13 protein-coding genes, 1 other RNA gene and 2 pseudogenes are annotated in these 15546 nt (G+C 74.6%); 10 read left to right on the top strand and 6 right to left on the bottom strand.

Features of this window, described 5'->3' with window-relative positions:
* Positions 1 to 42: 42 nt before the first annotated feature.
* Entirely contained in the window at positions 43 to 393 is a 351-nt protein-coding gene (locus ACWGL3_RS20315) for a hypothetical protein (RefSeq protein WP_267949102.1), read from the bottom strand.
* Between the two features lie 208 nt (positions 394 to 601).
* Here ACWGL3_RS20315 and ACWGL3_RS20310 point away from each other — a divergent pair, with 208 nt between their 5' ends.
* From ACWGL3_RS20310 to ACWGL3_RS20295, 4 genes and pseudogenes are all read left to right on the top strand, one after another.
* Positions 602 to 1969, top strand: a complete 1368-nt coding sequence (locus ACWGL3_RS20310) for an MFS transporter (protein ID WP_267949103.1) — start codon at positions 602 to 604, stop codon at positions 1967 to 1969.
* Positions 1970 to 2035: 66 nt separating this feature from the next.
* Positions 2036 to 2746, top strand: coding sequence for an ArsR/SmtB family transcription factor (locus tag ACWGL3_RS20305; RefSeq protein WP_267949104.1), 711 nt, complete (start codon positions 2036 to 2038; stop codon positions 2744 to 2746).
* 53 nt (positions 2747 to 2799) lie between these two features.
* Positions 2800 to 3351, top strand: a pseudogene (locus ACWGL3_RS20300) (MFS transporter); the annotation flags it as partial.
* 107 nt (positions 3352 to 3458) lie between these two features.
* Positions 3459 to 4343 carry an MFS transporter gene (locus ACWGL3_RS20295; protein WP_452461674.1) on the top strand — a complete coding sequence of 295 codons (885 nt, stop codon included), beginning with the start codon at positions 3459 to 3461 and terminating at the stop codon, positions 4341 to 4343.
* Here the strand turns inward: ACWGL3_RS20295 and ACWGL3_RS20290 are convergent.
* Both ACWGL3_RS20290 and ACWGL3_RS20285 read right to left on the bottom strand, forming a co-directional pair.
* Positions 4246 to 5112: a deoxyribonuclease IV gene (locus ACWGL3_RS20290; protein WP_267949106.1), complete on the bottom strand. Its 867-nt coding sequence runs from the start codon at positions 5110 to 5112 to the stop codon at positions 4246 to 4248. The genes ACWGL3_RS20295 and ACWGL3_RS20290 overlap by 98 nt on opposite strands.
* Positions 5113 to 5310: 198 nt before the next feature.
* Positions 5311 to 6906, bottom strand: a complete 1596-nt coding sequence (locus ACWGL3_RS20285; RefSeq protein WP_452461673.1) for an FAD-binding oxidoreductase — start codon at positions 6904 to 6906, stop codon at positions 5311 to 5313.
* On the opposite strand from ACWGL3_RS20285, the gene ACWGL3_RS20280 reads away from it, so the two are divergent.
* From ACWGL3_RS20280 to rnpB, 5 genes are all read left to right on the top strand, one after another.
* A complete protein-coding gene (locus tag ACWGL3_RS20280; RefSeq protein WP_452461672.1) occupies positions 6905 to 7903 on the top strand; it encodes a helix-turn-helix transcriptional regulator in 999 nt (332 codons plus the stop codon). The two genes, ACWGL3_RS20285 and ACWGL3_RS20280, sit on opposite strands and share 2 nt — an antisense overlap.
* 4 nt (positions 7904 to 7907) lie before the next feature.
* Positions 7908 to 8777: a Nif3-like dinuclear metal center hexameric protein gene (locus ACWGL3_RS20275; protein ID WP_452461671.1), complete on the top strand. Its 870-nt coding sequence runs from the start codon at positions 7908 to 7910 to the stop codon at positions 8775 to 8777.
* A 111-nt stretch (positions 8778 to 8888) separates the two neighbouring features.
* Positions 8889 to 9650 carry a zinc ribbon domain-containing protein gene (locus ACWGL3_RS20270; protein ID WP_452461670.1) on the top strand — a complete coding sequence of 254 codons (762 nt, stop codon included), beginning with the start codon at positions 8889 to 8891 and terminating at the stop codon, positions 9648 to 9650.
* A complete protein-coding gene (locus ACWGL3_RS20265) occupies positions 9647 to 10327 on the top strand; it encodes a histidine phosphatase family protein (RefSeq protein WP_267949111.1) in 681 nt (226 codons plus the stop codon). Before ACWGL3_RS20270 ends, ACWGL3_RS20265 begins: the two co-directional genes overlap by 4 nt.
* A gap of 14 nt (positions 10328 to 10341) precedes the next feature.
* Positions 10342 to 10729, top strand: an RNA gene (rnpB, locus tag ACWGL3_RS20260) — RNase P RNA component class A.
* A 262-nt stretch (positions 10730 to 10991) separates the two neighbouring features.
* Here rnpB and ACWGL3_RS20255 read toward each other — a convergent pair.
* On the bottom strand, positions 10992 to 11201 hold the full coding sequence (locus ACWGL3_RS20255) for a hypothetical protein (RefSeq protein ID WP_267949112.1): 210 nt from the start codon (positions 11199 to 11201) through the stop codon (positions 10992 to 10994).
* 496 nt (positions 11202 to 11697) lie between these two features.
* Here ACWGL3_RS20255 and ACWGL3_RS20250 point away from each other — a divergent pair, with 496 nt between their 5' ends.
* Entirely contained in the window at positions 11698 to 11847 is a 150-nt protein-coding gene (locus tag ACWGL3_RS20250) for a hypothetical protein (protein WP_267949113.1), read from the top strand.
* Here ACWGL3_RS20250 and ACWGL3_RS20245 read toward each other — a convergent pair.
* Both ACWGL3_RS20245 and ACWGL3_RS20240 read right to left on the bottom strand, forming a co-directional pair.
* Complete coding sequence (locus ACWGL3_RS20245) at positions 11796 to 14162, bottom strand: bifunctional SulP family inorganic anion transporter/carbonic anhydrase (RefSeq protein WP_267949114.1); 2367 nt, start codon at positions 14160 to 14162, stop codon at positions 11796 to 11798. The two genes, ACWGL3_RS20250 and ACWGL3_RS20245, sit on opposite strands and share 52 nt — an antisense overlap.
* Before the next feature lie 346 nt (positions 14163 to 14508).
* Positions 14509 to 15546 (bottom strand): annotated as a pseudogene (locus ACWGL3_RS20240) (hypothetical protein); the annotation flags it as partial.

The following is a 15546-nucleotide window of genomic DNA, read 5'->3' as shown; positions in this document are numbered from 1 at the left end:
GGGACCGGCCCCGCCCCGCCGTCGGGACGGGGCGGGGCCGGGTCAGCCGTCGGTCCCGTTGAGGTAGTCGGGGGCGTAGTACTCGTCGAGGGGGAGGGGGCCGCGGTACCCCTGGCACATGCACTGCCGATAGGTGGAGCTGGTCTGCCCCGTCCAGCGGCCGGGGATGACCACCTGGGTCTGGCACCTCTTGGTCTCCTGGTCGTGGAAGACCAGGTGGTGGCCGCAGCCGCAGAGGGGCTGCGGGTTCTGCGGACCGCTCAGGACGCGGGCCTGCTCCTGCCTGCGCTGCTGTTCCAGGGCGGTCCTCGACTGCCTTTGGGTCATCAGGCGGCCGAAGAGGAAACCGCCGAGCGCGATCGTCGCTCCGATGACCATGGAGACCGGTTCCATCCGGCGACATCTCCTCTCCTCGACCCGCCCGTGTACGGGGCACGCGTCCATTGTCGCCCATGGGCGCCGGGCGGACGAGGAGCGGTGGGGGTTCGTTCGTCCGCCGGTGCGGATGCGCTCCGTATCGACAAAGTTTTCTTTGCAGACTCCTCTTTGCAAAGAAAACTTTGGCTTACGGTGGAGGCACCCCGACCCACAGGAGCCCCCCATGGCCGTCGAAACCTCCCCGCCCGCCGCGGCCCCGAGCGCCCGGTTCGGCGCGGCCTTCCACCGGCTCTGGGCCGCCGGCGCCCTCACCAACCTCGGCGACGGGATGCTCGTCACCGCCCTCCCCCTCGTCGCCGCGACCCTCACCCACGACCCCCTGGCCGTCGCGGGGCTGGCGGCCGCCCGGTTCCTGCCCTGGCTCCTGGTCGCACCCCTTGCCGGAGTGCTGCTGGACAGGGTGGACCGGCTCCGGGCCATGGCCGTGTCCAACGGGATCGCCGCCGCGGCGGTCGCCCTGCTCGCCCTGGTGATCGCCTCGGGCAACGCCGCGGTCGGGTTCCTGTACGCGGCCCTGTTCCTGGTGGTCTGCTGTGAGACCGTCACCGACCCGGCCACCCGGATCACGGTGGCCGGGGTCGTACCCGGGCGGCTCCTCGACCGGGCCAACGGCCGCCTGGAGGGTGCGCGGCTGATCGCGCAGGACTGCGTGGCCAAACCGGTGGCGGGTGTGCTCTTCGCGGTCGCCGCCGTGCTGCCGGTGGCGGGCGTCGCCCTGTCCTACGCCCTGTGCGGTGTCCTCGCCGCGACCGTCGCGGCCCTGCTGCGCCGCGCCGCGACCCCCGTTGCCGCGCACGGCACGGACGCGGGAGGGGCTGAGGCCGGCGGGGGCGCCGACGCCGGCCAGGGGGTCCTGCGCTCGCTCGGGGAGGGGTTCGGCCACGTCCTCGGGCACCGCGTGATGCGCGGACTGATGTTCAACAACGCCGCGACGATGATCGGCATGCAGACGGGCACCGCCGTGATGGTGCTCTACGTCCAGCGCGAACTGGGGGTGGGCGCGGCGCTCTACGGGGTCTTCCTGGGTACCGTCGCGATCGGGGGCGTGGCCGGCTCGCTGGTCGTGACACGCCTCGCCGCCGCGGTCGGCCGCCGGGCCGTCATGGTGGGCGGGCACGCCGGAATGGGCGTGTGCCTGGTGCTGATGGGCTTGTTCCCCCAGGTGTGGGTCGCCGGGGCGGCCTGGGGGCTGCTGGGGTTCTGCATGACGACCTCCAACATCGCCGGCTCGCTCTTCTTCCAGACCGTGGTCCCCGACCGTCTGCGGGGCCGGGTCTCGGCGGTCTTCCGCACCGTCGGCTGGGGCCTGGCCCCGCTCGGCGCGCTCATGGGCGGGCTCCTCGGCCGGATCGACCTCGTCCTGCCGTGCCTGGTCGGGGGCACGGTCATGGTGGGCGGGGTCGTGGTCTTCCGGAAGGCGATCGCGGAGGGCGCCCGCCTGTGCGACGAGGCCGTCGCGGGTCTCGCGGCCGCGGGCGGGGTCGGGCCGGAGCGCTCGGGCGGTCGCGCGGACGGGCGGCCCCGCCCGTGACGACCGATGCCGAGAAAACTTTGCAGACCTCTCTTTGCAAAGAGGCTTTTGTCTTAGGGTGGGGTCATGACGGACAGCGACGACCACGAGCACCCGCCGGCCCCCGGGGCCCCGGCGTCGATGCAGATCGACGCGCAGGCCCTGCGCGGCCTGGCCCACCCGCTGCGCGCGCGCCTCCTCGACGAGCTCACGTTCGACGGCCCGGCCACCGCCACCATCCTCGGCCGGCGGCTGGGGGAGAGCAGCGGGTCGACCAGCTACCACCTGCGGCAGCTGTCCCGGTACGGGTTCATCGAGGCCGACCCCGGCCGGTCCGGGGGCCGCGAGCGGTGGTGGCGGATCCGGCCCGGGGGCTGGAGGATGCGCGGCCACGAGTTCCTCGGCGACCCCGAGACCCGCACGGTCGCGGAGACGGTCCTCGGCCGCTACTACCAGGAGAGGGAGGCGCGGTTCAGGGAGTGGACCGCGAGCGTCTGGCGGACCGAGCAGTCGGCCGACGTGCGCCGGTGGAAGGACGCGGCCTTCGACTCGGTCACCACCGTGCGGATGACCCCGGAGGAGAGCCGCGAGTTCGGCCGGGCCCTCACGGACTTCCTCAGGGCGTTCGCCGCGCGGTACCAGGGGCGCACGTCCGGGAGCCACCCGGACACCGAGAACGTCGAGCTCCAGACGAACCTCTTCCCCCACCTCCCGGGCGGCGGGCGCCCGGCGTCCCCCGAGGCCCCCGACGGGCCCCGGGGCCGGGACCCGGAGGAGGGCGCCCCCGGGGGGTCCTGACCTGCGAGCCGGCCCCCGCGCCCTCCGTACCCCCCCCGAGTTGGAGGAACCCCGTGACCACGCCGCCCGAGCCCCAGCAAGGGGAGACCGTTCCCGCCGTTCCCGCCGGGGACCCCGCCTCCGCGACCCCCGCTCCGACCGGCGGCGGAGCGGCCGCCTCCCCCCGCCGCCCCGCCCCCCTGGGCGGGCCCTTCCACCGCTTCTGGGCCGCCACCGTCGCCACCAACCTCGGCGACGGCGTGCTGGCCATCGTCCTGCCGCTCGTCGCCGCCACCCTCACCCACGACCCGCTCGCCGTGTCGGGGCTCCTCGTCGCCCGCTACCTGCCCTGGCTGCTCCTGGGCCCCTTCTCCGGGGTGCTGCTCGACCGGGTCGACCGGCTGCGCGCCATGGCCGTCTCCACCGCCGTCTCGGCCGTGACCATCGCCGGCCTCGCCGTCGCGGTCGCGGCGGGACAGGCCACCCTCTGGGTGCTGTACGCGGCGATGTTCCTGGTCATGAGCTGCGAGACGGTGACCGACCCCGCGAGCCGCCTGCTGGTCACCCGTGTGGTCGCCAGGGACCGGCTCGACCGCGCCAACGGCAGGATGGAGGGCGGCCGCCTCGTCGTCCAGGACTGCCTGGGGTCCCCCGTGGGCGGCCTGCTGTTCGCCGTCGCCGCCGTGGCCCCGGTGGCCGGGGCGGCGGGGCCTACGCGCTGTGCGCCGTCCTCGTGCTGGGCCTGGTGCCGCGCCTGCGCAGGAGCGGGCCGGTGCCCGGGGCGGAGGACGCCGGCGCCGGGCCGGGGGACGGGGCGCCGCGGCGGAGCGCGGTGGAGGACCTGGTCGGAGGGTTCCGCTACGTCTTCGGCCACGGTGTGCTGCGCAGGCTCATGGTCGCCAACGCCGGGATGATGATCGGCATCCAGATGGGCATGGCCGTCCTGGTCCTGTTCGCGCGGTACGAACTCGGCGTCCCGGCGGCGCTGTACGGCCTGTTCGTCGGCGGGATCGCGGTCGGCGGGCTCCTCGGGTCCGCGCTGACCGCTCGGCTGGTCACCGCCCTGGGCCGCCGGGCCGTGATGATGGCGGGCTACCTGGGGGTGGCGGCCGCCGCGGTCGCCATGGGCCTGTCACCGCACGCCCTCGTGGCCCTGCCCGCCTGGGCGTTCCTGGGGTTCTGCCTGGCCGTGAGCAACATCGCGGGGTCCCCCTACTTCCAGGTGGTCGTCCCCGTCCACGTGCGCGGGCGCGCGTCCACGGTCTTTCGCACCGTGGGCTGGGGCCTGTCCCCGGTGGGCGCGTTCCTGGGCGGGCTCCTGGGACGGATCGACCTGGCGCTGCCGTTCGTGGCCGGCGGCCTGGTGATGGCCGTCGCGGTCCTCCACGCGCGCCATGCCGTCGCCGACGCCGCACGCGCGTGCGACGAGGCGGCGGAGGCCGACGGATCCGGGAACGGCGGGACGCACCCGCGCGCGGGAGGAACCGGCCCGGAACCGGGGGCCGGCGCCGGGGGAGGCGTCAGGCCCCCTCGCGCAGTTTCTTCAGCGTGGCCACGTCGGCGGCGTGCGGGTCGGCGGGGCCGGGGGTCTCCAGGACGAGCGGGACGCCCGCGGTGACCGGGTGCCGGAACAGCTCCCCGAACGGCTCGGCGCCGATGTGTCCGGCGCCGATGTTCTCGTGCCGGTCCTTGTTGCTCCCGCAGGGCGCCTTGGAGTCGTTGCAGTGCACGACCTTCAGGCGGTCGGCGCCGACGACCTCGCCGAAGCGGTCCAGCGCCGCGCGCATGCCCTCCACCGTCGAGATGTCGTGCCCGGCCGCGAACAGGTGCGCCGTGTCCAGGCACACGCCCACCCGCGGGTGCCACTCCAGGGCCTCGAAGTAGGCCGCGAGGTCGTCGACGGTGGCGCACAGCACCTGGCCCTGGCCGGCCATCGGCTCCAGCAGGACCGGGGGGACGTCCTCGCCGACCCTCTCCAGCAGCGGCATCAGCCGTTCCCGGGTGCGGGCCAGGCCCGCCTCGCGTCCGCCGGACACCGCCGAGCCGGTGTGCACCACCACGCCCAGGGCGCCGATCTGCGCGGAGCGTCGCAGCGCGTGCTCCAGGGAGGCGACCGACTTCCCGGCCGTCTCGTCGCCGGGGGTGCCCAGGTTGATCAGGTAGGGGGCGTGCACGAACTTCGGCAGGTCGGTGCGCTCGCGCATCCGGGCGTCCTGTCCGGGGTCGCCGCCGTTGGTCGCCCACCCGCGGGGGTTGGACACGAACACCTGGACCGTCTCGGCGCCGATCTGCTCGGCGTAGGCCAGTCCCTTGTCGGCCATGCCACCGGCCACCGGGACGTGGGCTCCGACCGGGGACGCGGGCCGCCGCTGCTCACTGTTGCTCATCGCCGGTCAAGCCTACGGGGCGCCGGGCGCGGACCGTCCGTGCCGGTGCTCACACCGGCCCGGGGATCCGGCCGGATCCCCGGGCCCGGCGCGCCGTCCCGCGGCGGTCCCGTCCCTCCGGCGGGGACCGGCCGTGAGTGCGCGTTCGCCGCGGGCAGGGGTCCACGCGCCACACCGGCGACGCCCCCGCAGAGCCCGTCAGCCGCACGGCGGGATCGGACGGTTGGAGTGGAACACCCCGTCCGGGTCGAACTCGGCCTTCACCCGGGTCAGCCTCGCGTAGGCCCCGGGGTCGAACACCTCGCGCACCGCCGCCCCGTCCATCGGTCCGAAGCCCAGGGTGGACGAGCGCCCCACCGCCCTGTCGGAGACCAGCCCCGCCGCCCGCTCGCGCAGGGCCTCCGACGCCCCGGGGTCCTCCCCGTCGGCGAACGTCAGCACCGTCAGGGCGTAGGCGGCGTCCCTGTGCCCCACCGCGTTCGCGCTCCCCGGCTCGCGTGCCAGGGCGCCGCCCAGGTGCCGCACCCCGACCACGCACATCGACGGGGCCGTCCCGGCCAGCCGGGTCAGGGCGCCCAGCGACTCCGCGTCCAGTCCGTCGACCAGGACGCTGCGCCCCCGGTACCCGGCCGGGTCATCGTGCTCGTCGAAGACGGCGCCCGACCCGGCGTACGGCAGCTCCGCCAGGGTGTCGGCCAGCACCGGACCGGCCGAGCGCAGGGGCTCCACCAGGGCGGGCCCCTCCCCGGGCGGGCCCGACCAGGCCACCGACACCTGGACGACCAGGCGGTTCCGCATCGCCTCCGGGACGCCCGGGAAGTCGGGGTACGCCAGCATCGAGGCCCCCGACGTCAGCTCCTCCGGGGTCGTCTCCGCCCACCGCCGCCACGCGTCCAGGACACCCGGCTCGGCGGTCGCGTCGAAGTACAGGCTGCCCCCGTAGAGCCGCGCGACCGGGAACAGGCCGATCTCCATCCCGGTGACCACGCCGAACGCGCCGCCTCCGCCGCGCACGGCCCAGAACAGCTCGGGTTCGGCCTCCTCCGTCACCTCGCGCAGCCGTCCGTCGGCCGTCACCATGTCGAGCCGCGCCACGTGGTCGGCGGCGAACCCGTACCGGCGGGCCAGCAGTCCCACGCCCCCGCCCAGCGTGTACGACACCGCGCCCACCCCCGGGGCGCTGCCCGACAGGGGCGCCAGCCCGTACGGCGCGGCGGCGTCGATGACGTCCTGCCACGTGGATCCCGCGCCGACCCATGCCGTCGCCCGGCCGGGGTCCACCCGCACACCGCGCAGGCGGCCGGTGGCGACGAGGACGCCGGCCGGCGGCCGGTCGCCCCCCGCCCCGGCGGCGCCCTCCTGCCGCCGCTCCGTCCCGCCTTCCCCGTCGCCGGCCGCGGCCTCCCCGCCACCGAGACCCGAGCCGAGACCGTGCCCGGTCAGCTGGGCCGCGACCCGCAGGCCCCGCCCGGCGGCCCAGGCCACGGCCGCCCGCACGTCCCCGGCGTCCTGCGCCTCCACCACGGCGACCGGGAGGTGGCGGTCCAGCAGCTGCATCCCCGTGCGGGCCGTCTCGTAGCCCTCCGACCCGGGCGCGTGCACCGGCCCGGCGACGAGGGCCGCCAGGGACTCCGCCGCCCGTGGCGTGCCGCCCCCGGTACCCGCCGGGCCCCGGTCCTTCCCCGCGTTCTGGATCTCCGACATGTCCGCGCTCCACTTCGTCTCGTTCACAGCGCCACCGTAGGAACCGATGCGGTCACAACGTGACCGCGATGTCCGGCAGACTGGATCCATGAGCGAATCGGTCCGCAAGGGGATGCCCCAACGGCTGCTGCGCCTGCTGTCCCTGCTGCAGGCCAGGCGGGAGTGGAGCGGCGCGGAGCTCACCGGGCGCCTCGGCGTCAGCGCGCGCACCCTGCGCCGGGACGTCGAGCGGCTCCGCGACCTCGACTACCAGGTGGAGGGGACCCCGGGAATCTCGGGGGGCTACCGCCTGGCCTCGGGGAACGACCTCCCGCCCCTGCTCCTGGACGACGACGAGGCCGTCGCCATCGCCCTCGGCCTGGTCACCGTCACCGGGGTCCAGGAGAGCGCGCTGCGGGCCCTGGCCAAACTCGAACGCGTCCTGCCGGCCCGGCTGCGCCCGCGCCTGGCCGCCGTCCGGGACACCACGTCCGCGGTGGCCCACCCCGCTGCGCCCGCGAGCGCGGACCCGTCGGTGCTCGGCATGCTCGCCGCCCACCGCCGCGACCGCGTGGTCACCGACTTCGACTACCGGGACCGGTCGGGCGCGGTCCGCTCCCGCCGGGTGGAACCCCACCACCTGGTCTCCCACGGCGGGCACTGGTACCTCATCGCGCACGACACCGCCCGCGACGACTGGCGCACCTTCCGGACCGACCGCATCATCGGGCCCCGGGCCACCCACGGGCGGTTCACCCCCCGGGAGCTGCCCGCGCCCGATCCGGCCGCCCACCTGGTGCGGACGTTCGCCGCGGCGACCTACCTGCACACCACCCGGATCACCGTCCGGATGCCGGCCGCAGACCTGCGCGCCCGCGTCCACGGCCCCTTCCCCGGCTGGATCGAACCCCTGGGGCCGGACACGTGCCTGGTCAGGATCAGCACCGACTCCGTCGACCTGGCCTGCCAGTACGCGCTGGCCGTGCTGGCCCTCGGCGCCGAGTTCGACCTCGACGCCCCTCCCGGGGTGGCCGACCGGCTGCGCGCGCTCGGCGCCCGCCTCGGACACGGCTGCGACCGCTTCGCCGGTCGGCGGGGAGAGCGCTAGTCTCATGGCCGTGAGCTCCTCGACCCAGCACCCCAGCCTGTCCGACGTGATCTCCGCCTTCGAGGAGGTCTATCCGCCCCACTGGGCGGCCTCCTGGGACGCGGTCGGACTCGTGGCCGGCGACCCGGCGCAGGACGTCGCGAAGGTCCTGTTCGCCGTCGACCCGGTCGACGCGGTCGTCGACGAGGCCCTCACCTGGGGCGCGGACCTGATCATCACCCACCACCCGCTGATGCTGCGCGGCGTCACCAGCGTGGCGGCCGACACCCCCAAGGGGCGGGTCGTCCACCGCCTGATCCGCTCGGGAACGGCCCTGTACACGGCGCACACCAACGCGGACACCGCCTCGCCCGGGGTCTCCGACGCGCTCGCCCGCGCCGTCGGCGTCACCGGGCCGCTGCGCCCCCTCGACCCCGACACCACCGACCCCGAGGGCCACCGGGGCATCGGCCGGATCGGCGCCCTCGACCGCCCGGTCGTCCTGCGCGACTTCGCCGCCCAGGTGGCCCGCGCCCTGCCCGCCACGGCCGCCGGGGTCCGCGTCGCCGGCGACCTGGACCGCGTCGTGGGCACCGTCGCCGTGTCCGGGGGAGCGGGGGACTCCCTGCTCGGCGCCGCCCGCGCCGCCGGGGTCGACGTGTTCGTCACCTCCGACCTGCGCCACCACCCCGCCTCGGAGTTCGTGGAGAACCCGGGCGGCCCGGCCCTGATCGACACCGCCCACTTCGCCAGTGAGTGGCCCTGGCTCGCGGACGGGGCGGCCCGTCTCGTGGACGCACTCGGGCGCGCGGGGCAGCCCGGGGGGACTAACGTGGAGACACGCGTCTCGACGACGGTGACGGACGCCTGGTCACAGGCCTTGCCGCACGTCTGAGAGCACACCGCCCCGCGAGGGGCGGCCCCGACACCAATTGCACAGAGCCGCACAGAGTAGGGCGCGGGCGGCGTTCTCGCCTTCCCCAGCCACCCCAGGAGACGTGTACAAGTGAAAGCCGAACCCGCCGCACAGGCCAGACTGCTCCACCTCCAGGAACTGGACTCCGAGCTCCAGCTCCTGGCCCACCGGGCCCGCACCCTGCCGGAGATCGCCGAGGCGGCCGGGCTCAAGGAACGCGCCGACCGGCTCGAGACCGACCTGATCGCCGCGCAGACGAAGGTCTCCGACGTCGAACGCCAGCAGCGCAAGGCCGAGAGCGACGTGGACCAGGTGCGCAGCCGCGCCGACCGGGACGCCAAGCGCCTGGAGTCGGGCCAGATCACCAACGCCAAGGAGCTGCAGAACCTCCAGTCCGAGATCGCCTCGCTGGGCCGCCGCCAGGCCGAGCTGGAGGAGGTCGTCCTGGAGGTGATGGAGCGGGCGGAGGCGCTGGACGCCACGGTGGCCCGCCTGACCGCCGAGCGCGAGGAGGCCGTCGCCGAGCACACCGCGGTGGTCGCCCGCCGCGACACCGCCGCCGCCGAGATCCAGTGGGACCGCACCCGCGTCGCCCAGGACCGCGAGCGCGTGGCGGGGGAGATCCCCGCCGACCTGCTGGCCCTCTACGACAAGCTGCGCGCCCAGTACGACGGGATCGGCGCCGCGCCGCTGCGCTACGGCCGCTGCGGCGGCTGCAAGCTCGCCCTGAGCACGGTCGAGCTCAACGACATCCGCGCCCACGCCGCCGACGAGGTCGTGCGCTGCGAGGACTGCCGCCGCATCCTGGTGCGGACCGAGGAATCCGGTCTGGGGGGCCGGACCGAGCAGTGAGCACCGGCTGGGGAGCCCCCGACACCGCCCCGACCCGGCTCGTCCTGCTCCGACACGGGCAGACGCCCCTGTCGGTGGAGGGGCGCTTCGCGGGCCGGGGCGACATCCCCCTCACCGAGGAGGGCCGCGCGCAGGCCGGGGCGGCCGCGCGCCGCCTGGCCGCGCGGCCGATCGACGCCGTGGTGTCCTCGCCCCTGCTGCGCGCCAGGGACACGGCGGCCCGCGCCGCGGAGGAGCTCGGACTGCCGGTCGAGGTGGACGAGGGGTTCGTGGAGACCGACTTCGGCGCGTGGGAGGGACTGACGTTCGCCGAGGCCCGTGAGCGCGCGCCCGAGGCGGTCGACCGCTGGCTGGCCGACCCCGAGGTCGGGCCGCCGGGCGGGGAGAGCTTCGCGGCGGTCGCCCGCCGGGTCGCGAAGGCCCGCGACGCGCTGGTCGAACGCCACCGCGGGCGCACCGTCCTCGTGGTCACGCACGTGACCCCCATCAAGCTGACGGTGCAGCAGGCCGTCCTGGCGCCGCTGGCCGCGCTGTACCGGATGCACCTGGACACGGCCTGCCTGACCGAGGTGGACGTCTTCTCCGACGGGCCGATGCTCGTGCGCTCCCTCAACGACACCGCCCACCTGGCCCCCGTCCGGGACGGGGCGGGCCGGGAAGGACCGGAACGGGCGTAGAATGCGGGGCGAGGGGAGTCGGCCAGACGGTCGCGGACCGCGCCAGGTGCGCGGGTTCGAGGAAAGTCCGGACTCCACAGGGCAGGGTGGTCGGTAACACCGACCCGGGGCGACCCGCGGGACAGTGCCACAGAAAACAGACCGCCACCGCTCGCGGTGGTAAGGGTGAAACGGTGGTGTAAGAGACCACCAGCGCCCGGAGTGATCCGGGCGGCTTGGTAAACCCCACCCGGAGCAAGGTCAAAAAGGGAGCCTCCGGGCTCCTGCGCGGATGTTCGAGGGCGGCCCGCCCGAGTCCGCGGGTAGACCGCACCGAGGCCGTCGGCAACGGCGGCCCCAGATGGATGACCGTCCGGTCCCTCCGGGGACCGACAGAATCCGGCTTACCGGCCGACTCCCCCCTCCACACCTTCCTGACCTGCGAATACCCGGAAATTCGCTCGCGGGTCCGCCCCCACCGACACCCCTGTTCATCTGCGGATGCCTTGCCCTGTCCGGGCTTGACCCGGGACGGACGCGGGATGGATCGCGGGGCCGGCGGCAGGCCGGGAAAGCAGGTGGCGAGGTAGAGGCAGGTCTTCCCGCACCTTGGATCCGGACGGGCGGGCTCAGCCCGAGGCGTGCAGGTCTTCCGTCCCGCGCCCCTCCGGTTCCCGGGGGAGGATCACCGGTACTCCTTCCGGCTGCCGATGCGGTGGACCATCACCACCGCCCACACCGTCACCGCGGCCAGGACCCCCCACCACGCCCACAGCGCCCACATCAGCCAGTGGCCGCCCACCGTCGTCGTGCCCAGACCGAGGGCCGCCAACGACATCGAGGTGGAGACCACCAGGCATCCGACCACACGGCGGATTCGTGTCATCTCGTCCATGAGCCGTCTCCTTGCTCGGGGGTGGGAGCGGGACCCGGGACATCCTTTCTACAGCAGGCCTTCCCCCTCCACGTTCTCTGTCGGCCTGCCCGGCACCGGGGCCGGCGCTCCGGCCCGAGGCCCTCGCGGAGCCCCCCGCGGGGAACGCACGGCCGCACCGACGGCGCGGGGCCGCGACGAACGGCGGTGCGCTGTCCGGACCGGGCCGCGGATGGTGGGGCGGCGGCCTCGATCGGCCCGCCGCCGCCCCCGCCCGGAGCCCTGCCGGGCCCCGGGCGGGGGTGCGACGCGCGCGGCGCGTGGGAACCCTGGGGCGCGGGAAGTCCTATGGGTACAGGCATACAGCCTGCCGGTGATGGCCTGCCGCCCATGCGCACCGATAGATTGGCCCTTGCGCTCCATACCCCGGGCCGAGTGCCGGAGCGCGTGCGTCCGTGGGCCGACGTCCGGGGTCGACGGCCCGACGGGCATCCGCGTTCACGGGAATGGGTGACTCTTGTTCGACTCCACCGTCTTCTGGGTGGTCCTCTTCGGCCTGCCGGTCCTGGCCATCGTGGCGATCGTCATGCTCGCCTCCTACCAGGCCTCAGGCGTTCAGCAGGACGAGCGTGACGACGCGCCCGGCGACGACTCCTCCAACAGCTGATCCCCGTCCGCACCCGGTCGGGGGTGCGGAACGGGATCGCCCACGCCCTGCACAGGACGGAACTCCCCGGTCGCGGTGTCCAGCAGGTGGACCCTCGCCGTCTCCAGGTCGTAGTACATCCCCGACAGCTCCAGGTCGCCCGACTCCACGCGTTCGCGCACCACCGGGTATCCCATGAGGTTGCCGAGCTGCTCCTCCACGTTGGCCTGGGCGAGCCGCCTCAGCGCCTCCGCGGCGGGCAGGCCGGCCAGGGCCCCGGACGCCTCCCCCGCCCGCACCAGGCTCTCGTGCCCGTTCGCCAGCCAGCGGCACATGTGCGAGGTCTGCGCGTCCCCGGGCTCCTGGTGGGCCTTCTCCAGGAGCGCCTTCATGGCGCCGCAGTGCGAGTGTCCGCACACCACGATCGACGGCACCCGCAGGACGTTCACCGCGTACTCGACCGCCGCACCCACCGACACGTCGCCGGGGGTTCCCCGCCTGGGCACCAGGTTGCCGACGTTGCGGACGGTGAACAGGTCGCCGGGGCCGCTCGAGGTGATCAGGTTCGGCACCACCCGCGAGTCGGCGCAGGTGATGAACAGCGCGGTCGGGTGCTGTCCGTGGGACAGCCGGCCCATCAGCGACCGCATCCGGTCGGCGGTGCTGGAGTGGTACTCGCGGGCGCCGGCCGTGAGCAGGCCCAGGGGGTTGACCTCACGCGCGGTCTCCTCGGGGACACGGCGCATGCCCCACGGCGCCCACCAGCGCGCCAGGCCGCCGGGCGCGGTCTTGGAGGCGGGGGCGGAACTGGTGGAGCTGCGCGCGTACCACCTCTCGTGCACCTCGTCGATGTCGACGGCGCCCCCGGTGCGCTCGTGGTCCACGCGCCAGGCGTGGATGGCCTCGAACGCGGCGTGGTCCATGAAGTCCACGTGCAGGTCCAGGTCGACCTGGGCGCCCTCGGGGACGGTGCGCAGCACGTGGGCGAGCCGAGGCACCCCGAGGAAGGTGAGCGAGCCGTGCACCGTGACGTGGACGCGGCTGTCGCGCTCCTCCGTGGTCACGGTCAGCTTGGTGAGCCTGCGCAGGGACACGATCATGGCCAGGGCGAAACCGATGAACACCCCCTCCATGAGGCCCAGGAGCACCACGCCGAACAGGGTCACCAGGTACACGCTGGCCTCGTGGTGGCGCCGCAGGTTGCGCAGGTGGGCGATCGAGACCATCTGGACGCCGATGAACACCAGGAGCGCGGCCAGCGCGGCCATCGGGATCAGCTCGACCACGTGTGCGAAGAAGGCGACGAACAGAAGGATCCACACACCGTGCAGGATGGTGGACCGGGGCGTGTGCGCCCCGGCGCGCACGTTGGCGGTGCTGCGCACGATCACGCCCGCGACGGGCAGGCCGCCCAGGGCGCCGCTGACGGTGTTGGCCGCGCCCTGGCCGAAGAGCTCCCGGTTGAGCATGATCCGGCGGCCGTTGTGCAGGCGGTCCACGGCGATCCCGGCGAGGAGGGACTCGACACTGGCGACCAGGGCGACCGTGGCGACGCCGACGGCGATGCCGTGCCACTGCCCGGCCGCGGGGAGCACCGGTCCGTTCCAGGCGTCCGCCAGGGAGTCCGGGAGGGAGACGGTCTCGACCCTCCAGCCCCCGACGGTCGCGATGGCGGTCGCGGTGCCCACCGCGACCAGCGCGGCCGGGACCACCGCCGGGCGCAGCCTCCCGAAGGACGGCAGCTTGTTCCAGGTGAACATGATCGCGATGGTGATGACCCCGACGGCGACGGCGGCGGAGTGGTTGTGCGCGATCTGGTGGGGGAGGTCGGCGATGTTGGCCACCGCCGAGCTCTGCGGGGCCCCGCCCAGGACCACGTGCAGCTGGGCCAGGGCGATGGTGACGCCCACCCCGGCCAGCATGCCGTGCACGACGGCGGGGGAGACGGCCAGGGCCGCGCGGGCGATGCGCACGGCCCCGAGGACGAGCTGGACCAGACCGGCGAGCAGGGTGATCAGGCAGGTCACCCGCCAGCCGTAGGTCGCGATGAGGTCGGCGACGATGATCGTCAGCCCGGCGGCCGGGCCGCTGACCTGCACCATCGAACCGCCGACGAGTCCGGCGACGATACCGCCGACGACGGCGGCGATGATTCCTGCGATGAGCGGGGCGCCTGAGGCGACGGCGATCCCGAGTGACAGTGGGACGGCGACCAGGAAGACCACCAGGGAGGCGCCGACGTCGGCGGCGACCCCCTTGCGGTCCTTGTGGCTGCCCGGTGGCGCCGCGGTTGCGGGCGGTGCGTCGGGCTGTACTCCCTGGGCGTCGTTGCGCATGGTTGCTCCGTTCGGGTTGGACCAGGCAAATGAGGCGTAGGCGCACGGGGACGACGGTGTCCGGATCGGGGGGTGTGCGGGTGAACGCGTGAACACGACGGAACCCCGAAGGGTCGCCTGTCAATCACCAACTGTAGTCAACTTCCGTAGCTCAGGGTTACCATCTGTTGTGGTTTCCGTGACTGTTTTCCCGGCTTCACAAGGCGTGGGGACAAATCAGGACAGAAAAAACACCGAGGTGACGGGGTTGTCCCGTGCACCTCGGTGATGTGAAGCGGTGGGGCCGGACGGGGTCCGGCGGCGCGGGCCGGTCACGGCGCGTCAGCGCCGTCCGGACCGCACCGGTTCAGCGGAAGCGGCCGTCCTCGTACCCGCCCTCGTAACGCTCCTGGCCGTACCCCCGCTGGTCGTAGGGCTGCTCGGGCGGGTAGGGGCCCGGCGCCCCGGGACCGTCCGGCCGTCCCTCGTCGCCGTGCTGTTGCCACCCGTCCAGCGGCGGGTAGCCGCCGTAGTCGGGCTGCGACTGCTGTGGCTGCTGGGCCGGGTAGGAGCCGCCCAGCATCTCGGAGTAGCCGCTGCCCGGACCGCCGGGGCCGGACGGCCGCCCGAACCGGTCCCCCTGGTCCTGGTAGCCGCCGTAGCCCGGCGGGACCTCGCCGCGCAGCTGCTCGGCGGGATAGCCGCCCGTGGGCGGGAGCGGGGGGTAGCCCTGCGGGCCGCCCGGGTACGGAGTGCCGTCCTGTCCGCCCGGGTGTCCGGGGTGGCCGACGGGTCCGCCGTTGAAGGGGGAGGGCACGCCGGGCGCCGGAGCCTCCCGCTCGGGTCCGGCATGGGAGCCGGGCGCCGCCGGTCCGCCGGCGGATCCGGGGCCTCCCGGCAGCCCGGGGCCGCCGCCCTGCACGCCGGGAACGGTGGGCGCGCTCGGGGAGCCGAACGTGCCGCCGCTCTCACCCCACAGGGGGGTGTTGCCGTCGGGGTAGGAGGGGCGCTGGTGGTTGCCGGTGTCGTAGGAGGACCGTGTGTGGTTGCCGGTGTCGTAGCCGGAGCGGGTGAAGGAGTCGGTGTCGTAGGAGGGGCGGGTGTGGGTGCCGGTGTCGTAGGAGGGGCGGGTGTGGGTGCCGGTGTCGAACTCGGGGAGTCCGGTGCCCGCGTGGTCCCCCCGGGTGTGGTTGCCGGTGTCGTAGGAGGGCCGCGTGTGGGTGCCCGTGTCGTAGCCGGGGAGTCCGGTGCCCGCGTGGTCCCCCCGTGTGTGGGTGCCGGTGTCGTAGTCGGATCGGGTGAAGGAGTCGGTGTCGTAGGAGGGGCGGGTGTGGGTGCCGGTGTCGAACTCGGGGAGTCCGGTGCCCGCGTGGTCCCCCCGGGTGTGGTTGCCGGTGTCGTAGGA

The sequence above is a fragment of the Nocardiopsis sp. NPDC055824 genome (assembly GCF_053616335.1).
The sequence above is the reverse complement of the archived record's forward strand: the minus strand, read 5'-3'. Positions and strand labels throughout refer to the sequence as shown.